Here is a 19976-nt window from a genome sequence, read left to right as displayed (position 1 = left end):
CTGGCATCGACCGTCAACCCGACCTGCTCGATCAGCTGCGCCGCCCCCGCGATGGCGGCCAGCGGCGTGCTGTCCAGCTGCGTCAGCCCCAGGTGGAACAACGCCCGCGCAGCCTCCAGCAGTTCGATTTCGGCCAGCTTCAGGGGCAACTGATGCCCTTTGTACTCACGCACCAGTCGGTCAAGCGCTGTGGCCAGTTCCGCCACCGGCATCACCCCGGCCATGGCCGCGCTGCCCTTGAGCGTGTGCAAGGCGCGCTGCAGGCTGTCGCTGACCGGCGCGCCCTGGGGATCGGCGCTGCGCAGGAAGGCATCGAGCCCGGCAAGGTGGGTCTGGGCCTCGTTGCGGAAGATCTCCAGCAACTGCGGGTCGAGCCCATCGACGCGGGCGCTGGCCGGCGCGTCATTGAGCGCCAGGGCATGCAGGTGGCCTGCCAACTGTTCGGTTTCCGCGCTGGCCGGCAGCTGGCCGGCGGCGAAGTCGGCCAGCAGGTCGGGCAGGCGCACGAACACCTGCTGCAACGCCACCAACCCCTCTGAGCTGAGCACGATACGTCCTTCCAGTACCTGGTTGAGCAGGTGTTCGGCGCCCCAGGCCAGCTCCGCCAAGGCCTCGGCGTGGACCATGCGTCCGCTGCCCTTGAGCGTGTGCAGGGCGCGGCGTACTTCGACCAGGGCATCGCGCAGGCCATTGTCGGCGCGCCAGCGCAGCCAGTGGCGCTCGATCTCCGGCAACAGTTCGCCGGCTTCTTCGAGAAACACTTCGCGCAGCTCGTCATCGACCTCGTCCCCGGCCAGGCCGCCAGTGGCGACCAGTCGCGAACACTGCACGCCCAGTGCGGCCAGGCTGGCCCGGGCCATGTCGAGAAAGCGCTGGGCGTCGGCCAACGGGTCGGCCACCCGCCACTGCAGCCAGGCTTCGCCTGCGCTCAACGCATCGGCCAGGTACGCCAGTTCGTCCGCCGACGGCTCGTCCTCGAGGTGAACCAGCCAGCCCTGCACGTAACCGGCGCAACCGCCGAACACCTCGGCGGCGTCAGCCAGCATCAACATGGCCAGCGCCCCCCGCACCTGCTGCAACAGGCCCGGCAAGGCCTGCAGGCGCTGGCGCGACCAGTCCGACTCCAGGCAATCGCCGATCAGGTCCTTGGCCTGTTGCAGCACGTTCAGGCATTCGTTGAGCAGCAGCTGGCGCAGATCGGCCAGGTCCGAACCCGGCAGGCTGCCGAGGGCGGTCTCTTCCAGCGGGCCGACCATGCCGTTGAGCGTCGCCTCGACGTACAACAGCGCGCCAGCCACGTCCATCAGCACCGCCTCATCCACCGCCCCGTCCCGCTCGACCAGGGCCTGCAACGTCAGGACCTGATCGATGATCACCCGCCGCGGCTGCTGGAAACCGAGCACCGCCAGGGTATCGGCGACGTGCCGCAGGGGCGCGAGCAGGGCTTCCAGTGGTTCGTTCGGCGCGCGCTCGGCGACGAACGGATCCAGGCGGTCCTTGATCCGCATCAGGTCGTCGCACAGCGCCGTCACCACCGAGCGCAATGCGTCACGCCCGGTCCCAGCCTGCATGTGCTCGCGCCAGCTGCCCAGGGAAAGATCGAGGTTGGCCAGGTCCGCCGGCCCCGCCAGGCGCTGCCCGAGCTCGCCCAGCAGGCTGGCCTGGGCCAGCGGCTCGGCGCCCCGGCAGGCGCGCAGCTGGTTGAGCAGCGGCATGACCACCAGCGGCAGGTCGTGCCGTGCGCCGCGCAGCCGGTCGAGGTATGGCGGCAACTGCTCCAACCCACGGAACAACGCCCCCAGGCAATCGCCGCGAGGGCTGACCTGGCCGTCGACCATGGCCCGCCCGAGCAGCTCCAGCTCCTCGGCCAGGCGCATGGCGCCCGGCAGTTCGAGCATGCGCAGGCAGCCATGGACCTGATGCAGGTTGTCGACGAAAAATGCCAGCATCGACACGTCGCCCGGCTCGCCCGAAAAGCGCTCCAGGGCCTGGCGCGCCTGGCCCAGGCAATCGAGGATCGGTGCCTTGGTCCAGGCCAGGGCCACCGTGTCGTGGCGTTCGCGGTGCCCCGTGCTCGCTGTCACGCCCAGCGCCCTCACGATCGCTGCGCCGGTTTCGGCAAGGTGAAGCCGGACACCGAGCGGCGCATCTCGCTGGCCATGCGCGCCAGGTGGCGGATGCTGTCGGCGGTGGCGCCGGAGCCGGCGGAGGTCTGCGCGGTGATCTGCTGGATCACCGCCATGGTGTGGGAGATCTGCCCGGCGGACGAGGTCTGCAACTGGGCGGCATCGGAGATGCTGTGGATAAGCTCGGCCATGGTCTGCGACACGCCTTCGATCTCGGCCAGCGCCACCCCGGCATCCTGGGCCAGGCGCGCGCCGCGCACCACCTCGGCGGTGGTCTGCTCCATGGAAATCACCGCCTCGTTGGTATCGGCCTGGATGGTACGCACCAACGCCTCGATCTGCCGGGTGGCCGAGGACGAGCGCTCGGCCAGGCGCTGCACCTCGTCGGCGACCACGGCGAAGCCGCGCCCGGCCTCGCCGGCCAGCGACGCTTGGATCGCCGCGTTGAGGGCGAGAATGTTGGTCTGGTCGGCAATGTCGTCGATCAGGCTGACGATATCGCCGATTTCCTGGGAAGACTCGCCCAGGCGCTTGATTCGCTTGGCGGTGTCCTGGATCTGCTCACGGATGTTGTCCATGCCGTGGATGGTGTTGTGCACCACCTCGTTGCCCTTGTTGGCGATGGTCACCGAGCGCTCGGCCACCTTGGCCGACTCGTAGGCATGGGCCGAGACCCGGTCGATCGACTCGACCATGTCGCCCACCGCCTCGGAGGCCTCGCTGATCTGCTCGGCCTGGTGCTCGGAGGCCTTGGCCAGCTGGCGGGCGGTGTTCTGCGTGTCCTGCACGGCGGCGGCGACCTGCTCGGCGCTGTGGTTGATGGTGGCCACCAGGTCGCGCAGTTGGTCGACCGAATAGTTGATCGAGTCGGCGATGGCCCCGGTGAAGTCCTCGGTGACCGACACGGTGACCGTCAGGTCGCCGTCGGCCAACTCTTCGATTTCATCGAGCAAGCGCATGATCGCCTGCTGGTTGCGCTCGTTCTTCTCGGCGGTCTCGCGCAACTGGCGGCTGGTGGCGCGGACCATCACCAGCCCGATGAGGATGATCGAGGCCAACGCCAGCAAGCCGAGCACGTAGCCGCCGACAGTGTCCAGGGTGCGCCCGCCCGCCAGGTTCTCGAAACCGTTGGCCAGGTGCGAGGCTTCGTCGAGCAACGTCTGCGAAAGGCTGAAGATATTGCTCGCGGCTTCGCGCACACGCAGCAACTCGGGCGAGGTCTCGAGGATTTCATCCACGGAGCCGGCAACGAACTGGAACAGCTCGGCGATCTCGGCCAGGCGGGCCCGAGCGTCGGCGTCCTCGACCCGGGTCACCTGGATCGCCGGATTGCCGGCGAGCATGCCTTCGAGCACCTGGCCGAAGCGGCTGGCATCACGGCCAAAGGCATCGGCGGCCTGCGCCGAGCTGTCATCACCGGCGAGCACGGTATTGACCGAGCCGAGGATGCGCTCGGCCAGCAGCAACTGGCGCTGGGCCACCGCCACCTGGCTGGCCGGGGCGCCGCTCTGCAGCAGGATCTCGACGACCTTTTCGTACTCCACCTGCAGCTGCGGCACGGTTTCGGCCAGGGTGGCGGCCACCTGATGCAGTGACAGCACGGTCTGCTCGCTGGCGAGGATGGTGTCGGTGTTCTTGCGCAGGTTCTCCCAGTCCTGGCGCACCGCGTCCATTTCGTCGCGCACGGTCGCGGACGCGGCGGGCAGGCCGGTGGTCTTGTCGCCTTCGCGCAGGTAGCTCCAGCGCCGCTCGAAATCGTTGCGCGCATCGCTCAGCAACCTGAACGCCAGGGCCTTGCCGGCGGCGGCCTCGGTGGCATTCTTGGCGATGCGCTGGGACAGCACGCGCAGCTCGCCGGCATGGCCGATGTACTGTTTGTCGTGGTTGGCCTGGGTATTGAGGTAGGCGAAGTTGGCGAACAGCAGGATGATCGACAGGATCAGCACCACGAACAGCACGGTGATCTGCGCCGTGCTGCGCGGCCGCTGGGCCACGGCGGCCGGGGAAACGGTCGCGGTGGGAACGATGGGGCCTGGCTTGTTCACGTCGAAAGTCCTCTACAACGCCACGTCGAGAAAGCCCGGCGCCTGGGCCAGGGCGAACGGGCTGAAGATCGCCCAGTTGCGTTCACGGGGGAAGTGCCCTTGCACGAACGCCGCCGCGGCACGGATCAGTGGCTGCGGCGGCGACAGTTCGAGGCTGCTCAGGGCGAAATGCTGCAAGCCCACCACCTCGTCCACCAGCAGCCCGGCGAACAGCTCTTCGTGGTCGAGCACCAAAACCCGCCGCTGCTTGCCCGGGGCCGCCGGCCCCAGGCCGAAGAACGCGCACAGGTCCATCACCGGCAACAGCCGCCCGCGCAGGTTGGCCACCCCGCGCACCCAGGGCTGCACGCCCGGGACCCGGCTGCTGCGGGGCTCGCGCAACACTTCGGCGACCTCGCCCATGGGCGCGACGAACCATTGCCCGGCGATGCGAAAGCCGATGCCGCTCCACTGTTGCAGGCGCGTGTCCTGCGGCGGCTGGTCGGCCACCAGCAGGCGGCAGCGCCGGTCGATGTCCAGCAACAGCTCGAAGGCGGTCAGCGACGCGCCCTGGGGGCGGGTGGTCAAGCGCCGAGCACTTCTTTGAGCTTGGCGATCAGCGCGCCCTCTTCCACCGGCTTGGTCAGGAAATCGCGGGCCCCCTGGCGCTGGGCCCAGATACGGTCGGTGTCCTGGTCCTTGGTGGTCACCACGATCACCGGAATGGCACTGGTTTCCGGGTCCTTGCTCAGCTGGCGGGTGGCCTGGAAACCGTTCATGCCGGGCATGACGATGTCCATCAGCACCGCGTCGGGCTTCTCCTGGCGCGCCAGCGCCACGCCATCGGCACCGTTGTCGGCCTTGAGTACCCCATAGCCGTGCTTCTCCAGCCATTCGGTCAATCGGTACATCTCTGTCGGCGAGTCGTCGACAATCAGAACTCGGGCCATGCTGTTTCCCCATGAGGAACGTGAGACGCCGCCGCTGGGCGGTGTCAGGGTGCGTGTGGGTCCTGCGCGGCGAAACCGGGCACATGGGCGCGGATCGCATCGAGCAGTTCTTCCTTGCTGAAGGGTTTGGTCAGGAACTGGTCGGAGCCGACCACCCGGCCGCGAGCCTTGTCGAACAGGCCATCGCGCGAGGACAACAGGATCACCGGGATGTCCTTAAATTCGCTGTTGTGCTTGATCACCGCGCAGGTCTGGTAGCCGTCCAGGCGCGGCATGAGCACATCGACGAAGATGATCCGGGGTTTGTGGTCGACGATCTTGACCAGGGCGTCGAAGCCGTCACTGGCGGTGATCACCTCGCAGCCCGCCTCGCCAAGCAACATCTGGGCGGTGCGGCGAATCGTGCGGGAATCGTCGATCACCATCACCTTCAGGGGTTGTTCCATAAATTGCGCCACATTGAATGAGCTGTAAGCCGCAAGCTGCAAACTGCAAGCTGCAAGAAAAGCAGATCGGTGCGCAACGCCTCTCTCTTGTAGCTTATAGCTTGCGGCTTGCAGCTGGATCGAGCCTTTTTAGCACACTCGCGATGGCCATTCCATCCGCCGCCCCCTTGACCAGGGGCGCGCCCGGCGCCACCCTGAGCCACTTTTTTCTTTCGTGCCATCGCGGCCACCGGCCGCCAAGAGGAACTACCCCATGAGCGTTCGCCTCGGGATTGTCATGGACCCCATCGCGTCCATCTCCTACAAGAAGGACAGTTCGCTGGCCATGTTGCTGGCCGCCCAGGCCCGCGGCTGGGACCTGTTCTACATGGAGCAGCGCGACCTGTACCAGGGCCAGGGCAAGGCCCGCGCGCGGATGCGCCCGCTCAAGGTGTTCGCCGACCCGGCCCGCTGGTTCGAACTGGGCGAGGAGCAGGACAGCCTGCTGAGCGAGCTGGATGTGATCCTGATGCGCAAGGACCCGCCGTTCGACATGGAGTTCGTCTACAGCACCTACCTGCTGGAGCAGGCCGAGACCGAAGGCGTGCTGGTGGTCAACCGCCCGCAGAGCTTGCGCGACTGCAACGAGAAGCTGTTCGCCACGCTGTTCCCGCAATGCACGCCGCCTACCCTGGTCAGCCGCCGCCCGGACATCATCCGGCAGTTCGCCGCCGAGCATGGCGACGTGATCCTCAAGCCGCTGGACGGCATGGGCGGCACCTCGATCTTCCGCCACCGCGCCGGCGACCCCAACCTGTCGGTGATCCTCGAGACCCTGACCGCGCTGGGCGCCCAGCAGATCATGGCCCAGGCCTACCTGCCGGCGATCAAGGACGGCGACAAGCGCATCCTGATGATCGACGGCGAGCCGGTGGACTACTGCCTGGCGCGTATCCCGGCCAGCGGCGAGACCCGTGGCAACCTGGCCGCCGGCGGTCGTGGCGAGGCCCGCCCATTGAGCAAGCGCGACCGCTGGATCGCCGCCCAGGTCGGTCCGACGCTGCGCGCGAAGGGCCTGCTGTTCGTCGGCCTGGACGTGATCGGCGAGCACCTCACCGAAATCAACGTCACCAGCCCGACCTGCATCCGCGAGATCGACGCGGCCTACAACACCGATATCGGTGGCCAGTTGATGGATGCCATTGATCGCAAGCTGCAGGCGCGCTGACCGAGGACAGGTGGCAATGCCGTGCAGTGGGGTATTATGCGCGGCTGCAAGCTGCAAGCCGCAAGAACGTGCAGGCCTGCACTTAGCCGCTTTTACTTGAAGCTTGAAGCTTGAAGCTTGAAGCTTGAAGCTTCAGGCTTGAAGCTTGCGGCGTAAGACTCGAAGCTGCCTTTGGATACCTGATGACGCTGCCCGCCGACATCCCGCCCGACCTGTTGCCACCGCGCGTTCGCCCGGCGGACCGGCTCGGCTTTACCCTGTTCCTGGCAGCCCTGGTGCACCTGGCGCTGATCCTGGGCGTGGGCTTCAGCGTGGTCAAGCCGGCCGAAATCCGTCACACCATGGACATCACCCTGGCCACCTTCAAGAGCGAGAAGGCGCCCGAGAAGGCCGACTTCCAGGCCCAGGACAACCAGCAGGGCAGCGGCACCCTGGACAAAAAGGCGCTGCCCAAGACCACCGAGGTGGCGCCGTTCCAGGACAGCAAGATCAACAAGATCACCCCGCCACCGGCCGCCAGGCCGGAAACACCGCCGGCCCCGGCCAAGTCGGTGGTCGCCACCCAGGCGCCGAAGCCACAGAAGGTCGAGCCCAGGCCAAAAGAGAGCAAGCCGCAGCCCAAGCCCGAGACCAAGGTGCCGGACTTCGACAGCTCGCAGCTGTCCAGCCAGATCGCCAGCCTCGAGGCGGAGCTGTCCAACGAGCAGCAACTGTACGCCAAGCGCCCGCGCATTCATCGCATCAATGCCGCCTCGACCATGCGCGACAAGGGTGCCTGGTACAAGGAAGAGTGGCGCAAGAAGGTCGAGCGCATCGGCAACCTCAACTACCCCGAGGAGGCCCGGCGCCAACAGATGTACGGCAGCCTGCGCATGATGGTGTCGATCAATCGCGACGGTTCGCTGTACGAAGTGCTGGTGCTGGAGTCGTCCGGACAGCCGGTACTGGACCAGGCGGCCCAGCGCATCGTGCGCCTGGCCGCGCCGTTCGCGCCGTTCACCGGCGACCTGGCCGAGTTCGACCGGCTGGAGATCATCCGTACCTGGCGTTTTGCGCGCGGAGACAAGCTGTCGAGCAATTGACGCAAGGCTTGCTTGCCCCCTGCAGGAGCGGCCTTGTGTCGCGAAAGGGCTGCACAGCAGCCCCGGCGATTCTGCATGAGGCCAAGATCCTGGGGCCGCTACGCAGCCCTTTCGCGACACAAGGCCGCTCCTACAAGGGTCACCGACAGCCTCTCGCGCACCTTGTCAGCCTCGCCACCTGGCGCCACACTATCGCTCATGAAAACCCTCGCCCCCAGCTACCTCAAGCACCAGTTCCTGATCGCCATGCCGCACATGGCCGATCCGAACTTTGCCCAGACCCTCACCTACATCGTCGAGCACAATGCCCAGGGCGCCATGGGCCTGGTGGTCAATCGCCCGCAGGAGCTGAACCTGGCCGATATCCTCGAGCAGTTGCGCCCGGACGAACAGCCGCCGGCCAGCACCCTGCACGTGCCGATCTACCAGGGCGGCCCGGTGCAGACCGATCGCGGTTTCGTGCTGCACAGCGACGAGTGCAGCTTCCAGGCCACCGTGGCGCTGGAAGGGCTGTCGCTGACCACCTCGCAGGACGTGCTGCTGGCCATCGCCGCGGGCGTGGGGCCGAAACAGAGCCTGATCACCCTCGGCTATGCCGGCTGGGAAGCCGGCCAGCTGGAAGCGGAGCTGGCCGACAATGCCTGGCTCAACTGCCCGTTCGACCCCGAGATCATCTTCGGCCTGGCCAGCGACCTGCGCCTCGATGCCGCCGCCGCCAGCCTGGGGATCAACCTCAGCCTGCTGACCAGCCAGGCGGGCCACGCCTGATGGCCGAGCGACAGCCTGAGCTACGCCTGCTGCTGGGCTTCGACTACGGCACCCGGCAGATCGGCGTCGCCGTCGGCCAGGTCATCACCGGCCAGGCCCGCGAGCTGTGCACGCTCAAGGCGCAGAACGGCGTGCCGGACTGGAACCAGGTCGAGAAGCTGATCAAGGAATGGAAACCCGACGCCATCGTCGTCGGCCTGCCGCTGAACATGGACGGCACGCCCAGCGAGATGAGCGAGCGCGCCGAAAAGTTCGCCCGCCGCCTGCACGGTCGTTACAACCTGCCGGTGCACACCCACGACGAACGCCTGACCACCTTCGAAGCCAAGGGCGAGCAGATGGCCCGTGGCGGGCGCCACGGCAGCTACCGCGACAACCCGGTCGACGCCATCGCCGCCGCCCTGCTGCTGCAAGGCTGGCTGGAGGCCAACACTTAAATCCGCTTTGCCGCCGGACCACGCCGGCGCCCGCCTTCCAAGGAGCACGCAATGAGCCTACCCAATCCCGCCGACCTGATCCGGCAGATGGCCGTCGACCTTCGCGCCCACCTGGCCCGCCGCAGCATCGTCGAACCGCGCTTCATCGGCATCCGCACCGGCGGCGTGTGGGTAGCCCAGGCCCTGCAGGCGGCGCTGGGCGACGACAGCCCCCTGGGCACCCTCGACGTGTCCTTCTACCGCGACGACTTCAGCCAGAACGGCCTGCACCCGCAGGTACGCCCTTCGGAGCTGCCGTTCGACATCGAAGGCCAGCACCTGGTGCTGGTGGACGACGTGCTGATGAGCGGCCGCACCATCCGTGCCGCCCTCAACGAACTGTTCGACTATGGCCGCCCGGCCAGCGTGACCCTGGTGTGCCTGCTCGACCTGGATGCCGGCGAACTGCCGATCCGCCCGAACGTGCTCGGCGCCACCCTGTCGCTGGCCGCCCATGAACGGGTAAAATTGACCGGACCTTCGCCGCTCGCCCTCGAGCGTCAGGACCTCGCTTCCGCATCCGCCCTTTAAGAGTCCCCCGCGATGACGCCATTCGACGCCAAGCGCCCGCTGCAGCTCAATGACCAGGGCCAGCTGCGCCACTTCCTCTCGCTCGACGGTTTGCCCCGCGAACTGCTCACCGAGATCCTCGACACCGCCGACTCGTTCCTCGAAGTCGGCGCCCGGGCCGTGAAGAAAGTCCCGTTGCTGCGCGGCAAGACCGTATGCAACGTGTTCTTCGAGAACTCCACCCGTACCCGCACCACCTTCGAACTGGCCGCCCAACGCCTGTCGGCCGATGTGATCAGCCTGAACGTGTCGACCTCCTCGACCAGCAAGGGCGAGACCCTGTTCGACACCCTGCGCAACCTGGAGGCCATGGCCGCCGACATGTTCGTCGTGCGCCACTCCGACTCCGGCGCCGCCCACTTCATCGCCGAGCACGTGTGCCCGGACGTGGCGGTGATCAACGGTGGCGACGGTCGCCACGCCCACCCGACCCAGGGCATGCTCGACATGCTGACCATTCGTCGGCACAAGGGCAGCTTCGAGAACCTCTCGGTGGCGATCGTCGGCGATATCCTGCACTCGCGCGTGGCCCGCTCGGACATGCTCGCGCTCAAAGCCCTGGGCTGCCCGGATATCCGCGTGATCGGCCCGAAAACCCTGATTCCGATCGGCATCGAGCAGTACGGGGTGAAGGTCTACACCGACCTGGCCGAAGGCCTGAAAGACGTCGACGTGGTGATCATGCTGCGCCTGCAGCGTGAGCGCATGGCCGGCGGCCTGCTGCCCAGCGAAGGCGAGTTCTACCGTCTGTTCGGCCTGACCACCGCGCGCCTGGCCGGGGCCAAGCCCGATGCCATCGTCATGCACCCAGGCCCGATCAACCGTGGCGTGGAGATCGAGTCGGCGGTGGCCGACGGCCAGCACTCGGTGATCCTCAACCAGGTCACCTACGGCATCGCCGTGCGCATGGCCGTACTGTCCATGGCCATGAGCGGACAGACCGCGCAACGTCAATTCGAGCAGGAGAACGCCCAGTGACCATCAGTATCATCGGCGCCCGGGTCATCGATCCTGCCAGCGGCCTGGACCGCATCACCGACCTGCACCTGGACGGCGGGCGCATTGCCGCCATCGGCGCGGCGCCGGCCGGCTTCAGCGCCAGCCGCACGATCCAGGCCGACGGCCTGGTGGCCGCTCCGGGCCTGGTCGACCTCGGCGTCTCCCTGCGCGAGCCGGGCTACAGCCGCAAAGGCAACATCGCCAGCGAAACCCGCGCAGCGGTAGCCGGCGGCGTCACCAGCCTGTGCTGCCCGCCGCAGACCAAGCCTGTACTGGACACCTCGGCGGTAGCCGAGCTGATTCTCGACCGCGCCCGCGAGGCGGCCAACAGCAAGGTCTACCCGATCGGCGCCCTGACCAAGGGCCTGGACGGCGAGCAGCTGGCCGAGCTGGTGGCCTTGCGCGACACCGGTTGCGTGGCCTTCGGCAATGGCCTGAAAGAGATTCCCAACAACCGCACCCTGGCCCGCGCGCTTGAGTACGCGGCAACCTTCGACCTGACCGTGGTGTTCCACTCCCAGGACCGTGACCTGGCCCAGGGCGGCCTGGCCCACGAAGGCCCGATGGCCAGCTTCCTCGGCCTGCCGGGCATCCCGGAAAGCGCCGAGACCGTGGCCCTGGCGCGCAACCTGCTGCTGGTCGAGCAGACCGGCGTGCGCGCTCACTTCAGCCAGATCACCAGCGCCCGTGGCGCCCGGCTGATCGCCCAGGCCCAGCAGCTGGGGCTGCCGGTCACCGCCGATGTGGCGCTGTACCAGCTGATCCTCACCGACGAAGCCCTGCGCGACTTCTCCAGCCTGTACCACGTGCAACCGCCGCTGCGCACGCCCGCCGACCGCGACGGCCTGCGCGAGGCCGTGAAGTCGGGCGTGATCCAGGCCATCTCCAGCCACCACCAGCCTCACGAGCGCGACGCCAAGCTGGCGCCGTTCGGTGCCACCGAGCCGGGTATCAGCAGCGTCGAATTGCTGCTGCCGCTGGCCATGACCCTGGTGGAAGACGGCCTGCTCGACCTGCCGACCCTGCTGGCACGCCTGAGCCACGGCCCGGCCGCGGCCATGCGCCTGCCGGCGGGCGAGCTGAAGGTGGGCGGCGCGGCGGACCTGGTGCTGTTCGATCCGAAAGCGTCGACTGTTGCCGGCGAGCAGTGGTTCTCTCGCGGCGCGAACTGCCCGTTCATCGGTCACTGCCTGCCGGGCGCGGTGCGTTATACCTTGGTCGACGGGCACGTCTGCCACGAGGCCTGACAAAGCGCACATCCGCTTTGTGTAGGAGCGGCCTTGCCGGGGCGCCGGACCGGTCGGAAAGGGCCGCGCAGCGGCCCCAGCAATTCATGCATGATGCCGAGATCCTGGGGCTGCTTCGCAGCCCTTTCGCGACACAAGGCCGCTCCTACAAGGTTCGCGTGCAGGCCTGGAGAGCATCGACCATTCATCCCCCCCGGTTGAAATCCTTCCCCCCTCCCCCCATATGAGTCTGCATCAGGCATTTTCGCCCCGCTGCGTGGAGACTCTCCCTTGACTACCATCGTTTCTGTCCGCCGTAACGGCAAAGTCGTCATGGGCGGCGACGGCCAGGTTTCCCTCGGCAATACCGTGATGAAAGGCAACGCCAAAAAGGTCCGTCGCCTGTACAACGGCCAGGTCATCGCCGGCTTCGCCGGTGCCACCGCCGATGCCTTCACCCTGTTCGAGCGCTTCGAAGCCCAGCTGCAGAAACACTCCGGCCACCTGGTGCGTGCCGCCGTCGAACTGGCCAAGGAATGGCGCACCGACCGCTCCCTGAGCCGCCTGGAGGCCATGCTGGCCGTGGCCAACAAGGACGCATCCTTGATCATCACCGGCAACGGCGACGTGGTCGAACCCGAGGACGGCCTGATCGCCATGGGTTCCGGCGGCGGCTACGCCCAGGCCGCGGCCCGCGCCCTGCTGAACAAGACCGACCTCTCGGCCCGCGAAATCACCGAGACCGCCCTGAACATCGCCGGCGACATCTGCGTGTTCACCAACCACAACCTGACCATCGAGGAGCAGGACCTGGCCGAGTGAATCAGTTGTTCTGGCGTCCCGCTCGCAGCGGGACTTTTCCACACTGATCACCCTGCTCGAGGACCATTTTCATCATGTCCATGACCCCCCGCGAGATCGTCCACGAACTCAACCGCCACATCATCGGCCAGGACGACGCCAAGCGCGCCGTCGCCATCGCCCTGCGCAACCGCTGGCGGCGCATGCAGCTCCCCGCCGAGCTGCGTGCCGAAGTCACGCCCAAGAACATCCTGATGATCGGCCCCACCGGCGTCGGCAAGACCGAAATCGCCCGCCGCCTGGCCAAGCTGGCCAACGCGCCGTTCATCAAGGTCGAGGCGACCAAGTTCACCGAGGTCGGCTACGTCGGCCGTGACGTCGAGTCGATCATCCGCGACCTGGCCGACGCCGCGCTGAAGATGCTCCGCGAGCAGGAAATCGTCCGCGTGCGCCACCGCGCCGAAGACGCCGCCGAAGACCGCATCCTCGACGCCCTGCTGCCGCAGGCGCGGGTCAGCAGCTTCAGCGAGGAAGCCCAGCAGTCCAGCGGCGACTCCAACACCCGCCAGCTGTTCCGCAAGCGCCTGCGCGAAGGCCAGCTGGACGACAAGGAAATCGAGATCGAGGTCGCCGAGAGCATGGGCGTCGAGATCGCCGCGCCGCCCGGCATGGAAGAGATGACCAACCAGCTGCAGAACCTGTTCGCCAACATGGGCAAGGGCAAGCGCAAGGCACGCAAGCTGAAGGTCAAGGACGCCCTGAAGATGGTCCGCGACGAAGAGGCCGGCCGCCTGGTCAACGAGGAAGAGCTCAAGGCCAAGGCCCTGGAAGCGGTCGAGCAGCACGGCATCGTGTTCATCGACGAGATCGACAAGGTGGCCAAGCGTGGCAACGTCGGCGGTGCCGATGTCTCGCGCGAAGGCGTGCAGCGCGACCTGCTGCCGCTGATCGAAGGCTGCACCGTCAACACCAAGCTGGGCATGGTCAAGACCGACCACATCCTGTTCATCGCCTCCGGCGCGTTCCACCTGAGCAAGCCGAGCGACCTGGTGCCGGAGCTGCAGGGGCGCCTGCCGATCCGCGTCGAGCTCAAGGCCCTGACTCCGGAAGACTTCGAGCGCATCCTGAAAGAACCGCACGCCTCGCTGACCGAGCAGTACAGCGCCCTGCTCAAGACCGAGGGCCTGAACATCGAGTTCGCCGACGAAGGCCTCAAGCGCCTGGCCGAGATCGCCTTCCAGGTCAACGAAAAGACCGAGAACATCGGTGCCCGCCGCCTGCACACCCTGCTTGAGCGCCTGCTCGAAGAGGTGTCGTTCAGCGCCGGTGACCTGGCTAGCGCCCATGACGAGACGCCGATCCACATCGACGCCGCCTATGTGAACAGCCACCTGGGCGAGCTGGCGCAGAACGAAGACCTGTCGCGCTATATCCTGTAAGACCGCATGGGGCCGCTGCGCGGCCCTTTCGCGACACAAGGCCGCTCCTACAGAGGATCGCGTTTCCCTGTAGGAGCGGCCTTGTGTCGCGATTGGGCTGCGCAGCAGCCCCCTTGCACATTGGCCGGAATCTCTCGAAGCTAGCTCCATCCGCTTCCCTGAGACCAAGCCCATGGCCCGCCTCCCCACCGCGATAAACCTGCACAAAGCCTCGAAAACCCTCACCCTCACCTACGCCCCCGGCGAGGTCTACCACCTGCCCGCCGAGTTCCTGCGGGTGCATTCGCCGTCCGCCGAGGTCCAGGGCCACGGCAACCCCATCCTGCAATTCGGCAAGATCAACGTCGGCCTCAGCGGCCTGGAACCGGCAGGCCAGTACGCACTGAAACTGACCTTCGACGACGGTCATGACTCCGGATTGTTCACCTGGGAGTACCTCGAGCAATTGTGCCTGCGCCAGGAACAGCTGTGGGCCGAGTACCTCGACGAACTGCACAAGGCCGGAAAATCCCGCGACCCGTCCGAATCGGTGGTGAAACTGATGCTCTAGCTCAAGCCCCCGAGGCTTTAGAGCGCATTTTCTAATCTCATCTGCTTGAATGCTTCAATGGCCGCCAAAGACTGGCTGTCTTGCGCATTACATGAAAGTCGGGTAACCAATGGAGCTGGCAAGTTCCCTGCATCGCTTTTCGAGCAAGCAGGGCCAGGCCGGTATGTTGAGGTCGCGAGCGAAAGCAGGTTGTCTTCACACGCAGAAACCCCCGCAGCTCATCATCGACACGCATCCGGTCGCAGCACCGCTGTTCCTTATCACTGGTCACCCGAGTAGCAGTACCGGGCTGTCACAGCACACCGGTACTCGTCTCAGGACAACGGAGCGTCGTAGATGAGTAACAAGAACAACGATGAGTTGCAGCGGCAGGCCTCGGAAAACACCCTGGGGCTGAACCCGGTCATCGGCATTCGCCGCAAGGATCTGCTGACCTCGGCGCGCACGGTATTGCGCCAGGCCATTCGCCAGCCCTTGCACAGCGCCAAGCACGTGGCGCATTTCGGCCTGGAACTGAAGAACGTGCTGCTGGGCAAGTCGGCCCTGCAGCCCGAAGGTGACGACCGTCGCTTCAGCGATCCGGCGTGGAGCAAGAACCCGCTGTATCGCCGCTACCTGCAGACCTACCTGGCCTGGCGCAAGGAGCTCAACGACTGGATCGCCGAGAGCGACCTGTCGCCGCAGGACATCAGTCGCGGGCAGTTCGTCATCAACCTGATGACCGAGGCCATGGCTCCCACCAACACCCTCTCCAACCCCGCCGCGGTCAAGCGCTTCTTCGAGACCGGCGGCAAGAGCCTGCTCGACGGCCTGTCCAACCTGGCCAAGGACATGGTCAACAATGGCGGCATGCCCAGCCAGGTCAACATGGAGGCCTTCGAGGTCGGCAAGAACCTGGGCACCAGCGAAGGCTCGGTGGTGTACCGCAACGATGTGCTGGAGCTGATCCAGTACCGCCCGATCACCGAACAGGTGCACAGCCGCCCGCTGCTGGTGGTGCCGCCGCAGATCAACAAGTTCTACGTGTTCGACCTGAGCCCGGAGAAGAGCCTGGCGCGTTTCTGCCTGCGCTCGCAGCAGCAGACCTTCATCGTCAGCTGGCGCAACCCGACCAAGGCCCAGCGCGAGTGGGGCCTGTCGACCTACATCGACGCGCTCAAGGAGGCGGTCGACGCGGTGCTGGCGATCACCGGCAGCAAGGACCTGAACATGCTCGGTGCCTGCTCCGGCGGCATCACCTGCACCGCGCTGGTGGGCCACTACGCCGCGCTCGGCGAGAAGAAGGTCAACGCCCTCACCCTGCTGGTGAGCGTGCTCGACACCACGGTCGACACCCAGGTCGCGCTATTCGTCGACGAACAGACCCTCGAGGCCGCCAAGCGCCACTCCTACCAGGCCGGCGTGCTCGAAGGCAGCGACATGGCCAAGGTGTTCGCCTGGATGCGTCCCAACGACCTGATCTGGAACTACTGGGTCAACAACTACCTGCTCGGCAACGAGCCGCCGGTGTTCGACATCCTGTTCTGGAACAACGACACCACGCGCCTGCCGGCCGCCTTCCACGGCGACCTGATCGAGATGTTCAAGAACAACCCGCTGACCCGCTCCGATGCCCTGGAGGTGTGCGGCACCGCCATCGACCTGAAGAAAGTCGACTGCGATATCTACAGCGTCGCCGGCACCGCCGACCACATCACCCCTTGGCAATCCTGCTACCGCTCGGCGCACCTGTTCGGCGGCAAGATCGAGTTCGTGCTGTCCAACAGCGGCCATATCCAGAGCATCCTCAACCCGCCGGGCAACCCCAAGGCGCGCTTCATGACCGGCGAGGACCGGCCGGACGATCCGGTGGCCTGGCAGGAGAACGCGATCAAGCACGCCGACTCCTGGTGGCTGCACTGGCAGACCTGGCTGGGCGAGCGCGCCGGCGAGCTGAAAAAGGCCCCCAACCGCCTGGGCAATCGCGCCTACGCCGCAGGCGAGGCGGCGCCTGGCACCTACGTTCACGAGCGTTGAGCAAAACCGTCGCGACGCCTCCACGGAGGTGTCGCGACGCTACCTTCACCACAGAGTCACGCGCATGCCGCAACCGTACATCTTCAGGACCGTCGAGCTGGACAACCAGTCCATCCGCACCGCGGTCCGCCCGGGCAAGCCCCACCTGACGCCGCTGCTGATCTTCAACGGCATCGGCGCCAACCTGGAGCTGGTGTTTCCGTTCATCGAGGCGCTGGACCCGGACCTGGAGGTCATCGCCTTCGACGTCCCCGGGGTCGGCGGCTCGTCGACGCCACGTCACCCCTACCGCTTCCCCGGGCTGGCCAAGCTCACCGCGCGCATGCTCGATTACCTGGACTACGGCCAGGTCAATGTCATCGGTGTCTCCTGGGGCGGCGCGCTGGCCCAGCAGTTCGCCTACGACTACCCAGAGCGCTGCAGGAAGCTGGTGCTGGCCGCCACGGCCGCGGGCGCGGTCATGGTGCCGGGCAAGCCCAAGGTGCTGTGGATGATGGCCAGCCCTCGGCGCTATGTGCAGCCGTCCCACGTGATCCGCATCGCCCCGCTGATCTACGGCGGCGGCTTTCGCCGCGACCCGGACCTGGCCATGCACCATGCCTCGAAGGTGCGCTCCGGCGGCAAGATGGGCTACTACTGGCAGCTGTTCGCCGGGCTCGGCTGGACCAGCATCCACTGGCTGCACAAGATCCAGCAGCCAACCCTGGTGCTGGCCGGCGACGACGACCCATTGATCCCCTTGATCAACATGCGCCTGCTGGCCTGGCGAATTCCCAATGCCCAGCTACACATAATCGACGACGGCCACCTGTTCCTGATCACCCGGGCCGAGGCCGTCGCGCCGATCATCATGAAATTCCTCGAGCAGGAACGCCAACGCGCGGTCATGCACCCACGGCCCGCTGCGCGCACCTGATGCCGATCGCGGGACAAGCCCGCTCCCACGGCCCCAGGAAACCTAGCGTGGGAGCGGACTTGCCCGCGATCGGCCCGATTGCTAAACGATGGAGTGTTGGCATGAAAGACAAACCGGTGCCCGCCACCAGCATGAACGTGCAGAACGCCATCACCGGCCTGCGCGGTCGCGACCTTATCTCGACCCTGCGCCAGGTCGGCCGGATAGGCCTGCGCAATCCACTGCATACCGCCCACCACCTGTTGAGCCTGGGCGGCCAGCTGGGCCGCGTGCTAATCGGAGACAGCCCCTACCAGCCCCACCCACGCGACGCCCGCTTCAGCGACCCGACCTGGAGCCAGAACCCGTTCTACCGCCGCGGCCTGCAGGCCTATCTGGCCTGGCAGAAGCAGACCCGCCTGTGGATCGAGCAAAGCAGCCTGGCCGACGATGACCGCGCCCGCGCGCAATTCCTGTTCAACCTGGTCAGCGACGCCCTGTCCCCCAGCAACTCGCTGCTCAATCCGCTGGCGGTCAAGGAGCTGCTCAACACCGGAGGCCTGAGCCTGCTGCGTGGCGCCAGCCACCTGCTCGACGACCTGCGCCACAACGACGGCTTGCCACGCCAGGTCGACGAACGGGCCTTCGAGGTCGGCGGCAACCTGGCCGCCACACCGGGCGCGGTGGTGTTTCGCAACGAATTGCTGGAGCTGATCCAATACAGCCCCATGAGCGAGAAACAGTACTCCCGGCCATTGCTGGTGGTGCCGCCACAGATCAACAAGTTCTACATCTTCGACCTGGGCCCGACCAACAGCTTCGTCCAGTACATGCTCAAGCAGGGCCTGCAAGTGTTCATGGTCAGCTGGCGCAACCCCGATCCCCGCCACCGCGAGTGGGGCCTGTCCAGCTACGTGCAGGCCCTGGAGGAAGCGCTCAATGCCTGCCGCAGCATCAGCGGCAACCGCGACCCCAACCTGATGGGCGCCTGCGCCGGCGGCCTGACCATGGCTGCCCTGCAAGGCCACCTGCAAGCCAAGAAACAACTGCGCAAGGTGCGCAGCGCCACCTACCTGGTGAGCCTGCTCGACAGCCAGTTCGACAGCCCCGCCAGCCTGTTCGCCGACGAGCAGACCATCGAGGCGGCCAAGCGCCGCTCGTACCAGCGCGGCGTGCTCGACGGCGGCGAAGTGGCGCGGATCTTCGCCTGGATGCGCCCCAACGACCTGATCTGGAACTACTGGGTCAACAACTACCTGATGGGCAAGACCCCACCGGCCGTCGACATCCTCTACTGGAACGCCGACAACACCCGCCTGCCCGCGGCCCTGCACGGCGACCTGCTGGATTTCTTCAAGCTCAACCCGCTGACCTTCCCCGAAGGCCTGGAAGTGTGTGGCACGCCGATCGATCTCAAGCAGGTCGGCCTGGACAGTTTCACCGTGGCCGGCAGCAACGACCACATCACGCCGTGGGACGCGGTCTACCGCTCGGCGCTGCTGCTCGGCGGCGACCGACGCTTCGTCCTGGCCAACAGCGGGCATATCCAGAGCATCATCAACCCGCCCGGCAACCCCAAGGCCTACTACCTGGAAAACCCCAAGCTCTCCAGCGACCCACGGGCCTGGTTCCACGATGCCCGGCGCCGCGACGGCAGCTGGTGGCCGCTGTGGCTGGAATGGATCAGCGAGCGCTCCGGCACGCTGAAGGCGCCACGCGAGGAACTGGGCAACGCCACCTATCCAGCGCTGGGCCCGGCACCAGGCAGCTACGTATTGGCGCGCTGACCGGATGAAGACCCGCGACCGTATCCTCGAATGTGCCTTGCAGCTGTTCAACCGCCAGGGCGAGCCGAACGTCTCGACCCTGGAGATCGCCAACGAACTGGGGATCAGCCCGGGCAACCTGTACTACCACTTCCACGGCAAGGAGCCGCTGGTGATCGGCCTGTTCGAGCGCTTCGAAGAGGCGCTGATGCCGCTGCTCGACCCGCCGCTGGACGTGCGCCTGGACGCCGAGGACTACTGGCTGTTCCTGCACCTGATCGTCGAGCGCATGGCCCAGTACCGCTTCCTGTTCCAGGACCTGTCCAACCTGACCGGGCGCCTGCCCAAGCTGGCCCGGGGCATGCGCAGCCTGATCAACGCCCTCAAGCGCACCCTGGCCGCGCTGCTGGCCAGCCTCAAGAGCCAGGGCCAGGTAACCAGTGAAACCCTGGCGCTGGGGCAACTGGTCGAGCAGATCACCCTGACACTGATGTGCTCGCTGGACTACCAGCGGGTGCTGGGGCGCGAGGGCGACGTGGGCGTGGTGGTGTACCAGGTGATGATGCTGGTGGCGCCACACTTGCAGGCGCCAGCGCGCAAGGCGGCGGAGCAGTTGGCGATGAGGTATCTGGAGG

At 66.6% G+C, this 19976-nt stretch carries 19 protein-coding genes; 14 read left to right on the top strand and 5 right to left on the bottom strand.

Going from position 1 to position 19976, the window contains the following annotated elements; all coding sequences use genetic code 11:
• The 5 genes from N5D48_RS21465 to pilG all read right to left on the bottom strand — a co-directional run.
• Positions 1–2084: Hpt domain-containing protein (locus N5D48_RS21465; protein ID WP_279887811.1), on the bottom strand; the 2084-nt coding region annotated here is incomplete at its 3' end.
• An 11-nt stretch (positions 2085–2095) separates the two neighbouring features.
• On the bottom strand, positions 2096–4120 hold the full coding sequence (locus N5D48_RS21460) for a methyl-accepting chemotaxis protein (protein WP_279887812.1): 2025 nt from the start codon (positions 4118–4120) through the stop codon (positions 2096–2098).
• A gap of 63 nt (positions 4121–4183) precedes the next feature.
• A complete protein-coding gene (locus tag N5D48_RS21455; protein ID WP_279887810.1) occupies positions 4184–4738 on the bottom strand; it encodes a chemotaxis protein CheW in 555 nt (184 codons plus the stop codon).
• Positions 4735–5100 carry a twitching motility response regulator PilH gene (gene pilH, locus N5D48_RS21450; RefSeq protein WP_279887809.1) on the bottom strand — a complete coding sequence of 122 codons (366 nt, stop codon included), beginning with the start codon at positions 5098–5100 and terminating at the stop codon, positions 4735–4737. Before pilH ends, N5D48_RS21455 begins: the two co-directional genes overlap by 4 nt.
• 44 nt (positions 5101–5144) lie before the next feature.
• Positions 5145–5546, bottom strand: a complete 402-nt coding sequence (pilG, locus tag N5D48_RS21445) for a twitching motility response regulator PilG (protein ID WP_279887807.1) — start codon at positions 5544–5546, stop codon at positions 5145–5147.
• A gap of 253 nt (positions 5547–5799) precedes the next feature.
• Here pilG and gshB point away from each other — a divergent pair, with 253 nt between their 5' ends.
• The 14 genes from gshB to N5D48_RS21375 all read left to right on the top strand — a co-directional run.
• The gene (gene gshB, locus N5D48_RS21440) at positions 5800–6753 is read left to right on the top strand and encodes a glutathione synthase (RefSeq protein WP_279887806.1); all 954 of its coding nucleotides are present in this window, start codon (positions 5800–5802) and stop codon (positions 6751–6753) included.
• 182 nt (positions 6754–6935) lie between these two features.
• Positions 6936–7835 carry an energy transducer TonB gene (locus N5D48_RS21435; RefSeq protein ID WP_279887804.1) on the top strand — a complete coding sequence of 300 codons (900 nt, stop codon included), beginning with the start codon at positions 6936–6938 and terminating at the stop codon, positions 7833–7835.
• A gap of 198 nt (positions 7836–8033) precedes the next feature.
• Positions 8034–8603 (top strand): YqgE/AlgH family protein, encoded by a 570-nt coding sequence (locus tag N5D48_RS21430; protein ID WP_279887802.1) that lies wholly within the window; start codon positions 8034–8036, stop codon positions 8601–8603.
• Positions 8603–9040, top strand: a complete 438-nt coding sequence (gene ruvX / locus N5D48_RS21425) for a Holliday junction resolvase RuvX (protein WP_279887800.1) — start codon at positions 8603–8605, stop codon at positions 9038–9040. The genes N5D48_RS21430 and ruvX overlap by 1 nt, the downstream gene beginning before the upstream one ends.
• Positions 9041–9091: 51 nt before the next feature.
• Positions 9092–9610 carry a bifunctional pyr operon transcriptional regulator/uracil phosphoribosyltransferase PyrR gene (gene pyrR, locus N5D48_RS21420; protein WP_279887798.1) on the top strand — a complete coding sequence of 173 codons (519 nt, stop codon included), beginning with the start codon at positions 9092–9094 and terminating at the stop codon, positions 9608–9610.
• Between the two features lie 12 nt (positions 9611–9622).
• Entirely contained in the window at positions 9623–10627 is a 1005-nt protein-coding gene (locus tag N5D48_RS21415) for an aspartate carbamoyltransferase catalytic subunit (protein WP_279887796.1), read from the top strand.
• On the top strand, positions 10624–11895 hold the full coding sequence (locus tag N5D48_RS21410) for a dihydroorotase (RefSeq protein ID WP_279887794.1): 1272 nt from the start codon (positions 10624–10626) through the stop codon (positions 11893–11895). Before N5D48_RS21415 ends, N5D48_RS21410 begins: the two co-directional genes overlap by 4 nt.
• A gap of 270 nt (positions 11896–12165) precedes the next feature.
• The gene (hslV, locus tag N5D48_RS21405; RefSeq protein ID WP_054884302.1) at positions 12166–12696 is read left to right on the top strand and encodes an ATP-dependent protease subunit HslV; all 531 of its coding nucleotides are present in this window, start codon (positions 12166–12168) and stop codon (positions 12694–12696) included.
• A gap of 74 nt (positions 12697–12770) precedes the next feature.
• Positions 12771–14114: an ATP-dependent protease ATPase subunit HslU gene (gene hslU, locus N5D48_RS21400; protein WP_279887792.1), complete on the top strand. Its 1344-nt coding sequence runs from the start codon at positions 12771–12773 to the stop codon at positions 14112–14114.
• A gap of 172 nt (positions 14115–14286) precedes the next feature.
• Entirely contained in the window at positions 14287–14664 is a 378-nt protein-coding gene (locus N5D48_RS21395) for a DUF971 domain-containing protein (protein ID WP_011536058.1), read from the top strand.
• Between the two features lie 336 nt (positions 14665–15000).
• Positions 15001–16680 (top strand): class II poly(R)-hydroxyalkanoic acid synthase, encoded by a 1680-nt coding sequence (gene phaC, locus N5D48_RS21390; protein ID WP_279887790.1) that lies wholly within the window; start codon positions 15001–15003, stop codon positions 16678–16680.
• Positions 16681–16744: 64 nt separating this feature from the next.
• Positions 16745–17596 carry a poly(3-hydroxyalkanoate) depolymerase gene (gene phaZ / locus N5D48_RS21385; protein ID WP_279887788.1) on the top strand — a complete coding sequence of 284 codons (852 nt, stop codon included), beginning with the start codon at positions 16745–16747 and terminating at the stop codon, positions 17594–17596.
• 101 nt (positions 17597–17697) lie between these two features.
• Positions 17698–19362, top strand: coding sequence for a class II poly(R)-hydroxyalkanoic acid synthase (phaC, locus tag N5D48_RS21380; RefSeq protein ID WP_279887786.1), 1665 nt, complete (start codon positions 17698–17700; stop codon positions 19360–19362).
• Positions 19363–19366: 4 nt separating this feature from the next.
• Positions 19367–19976: TetR/AcrR family transcriptional regulator (locus N5D48_RS21375; protein ID WP_279887784.1), on the top strand; the 610-nt coding region annotated here is incomplete at its 3' end.

Source organism: Pseudomonas sp. GD03858, from assembly GCF_029840925.1.
GTDB lineage: Bacteria > Pseudomonadota > Gammaproteobacteria > Pseudomonadales > Pseudomonadaceae > Aquipseudomonas.
This window is presented reverse-complemented; position numbering and strand designations above follow the sequence as displayed.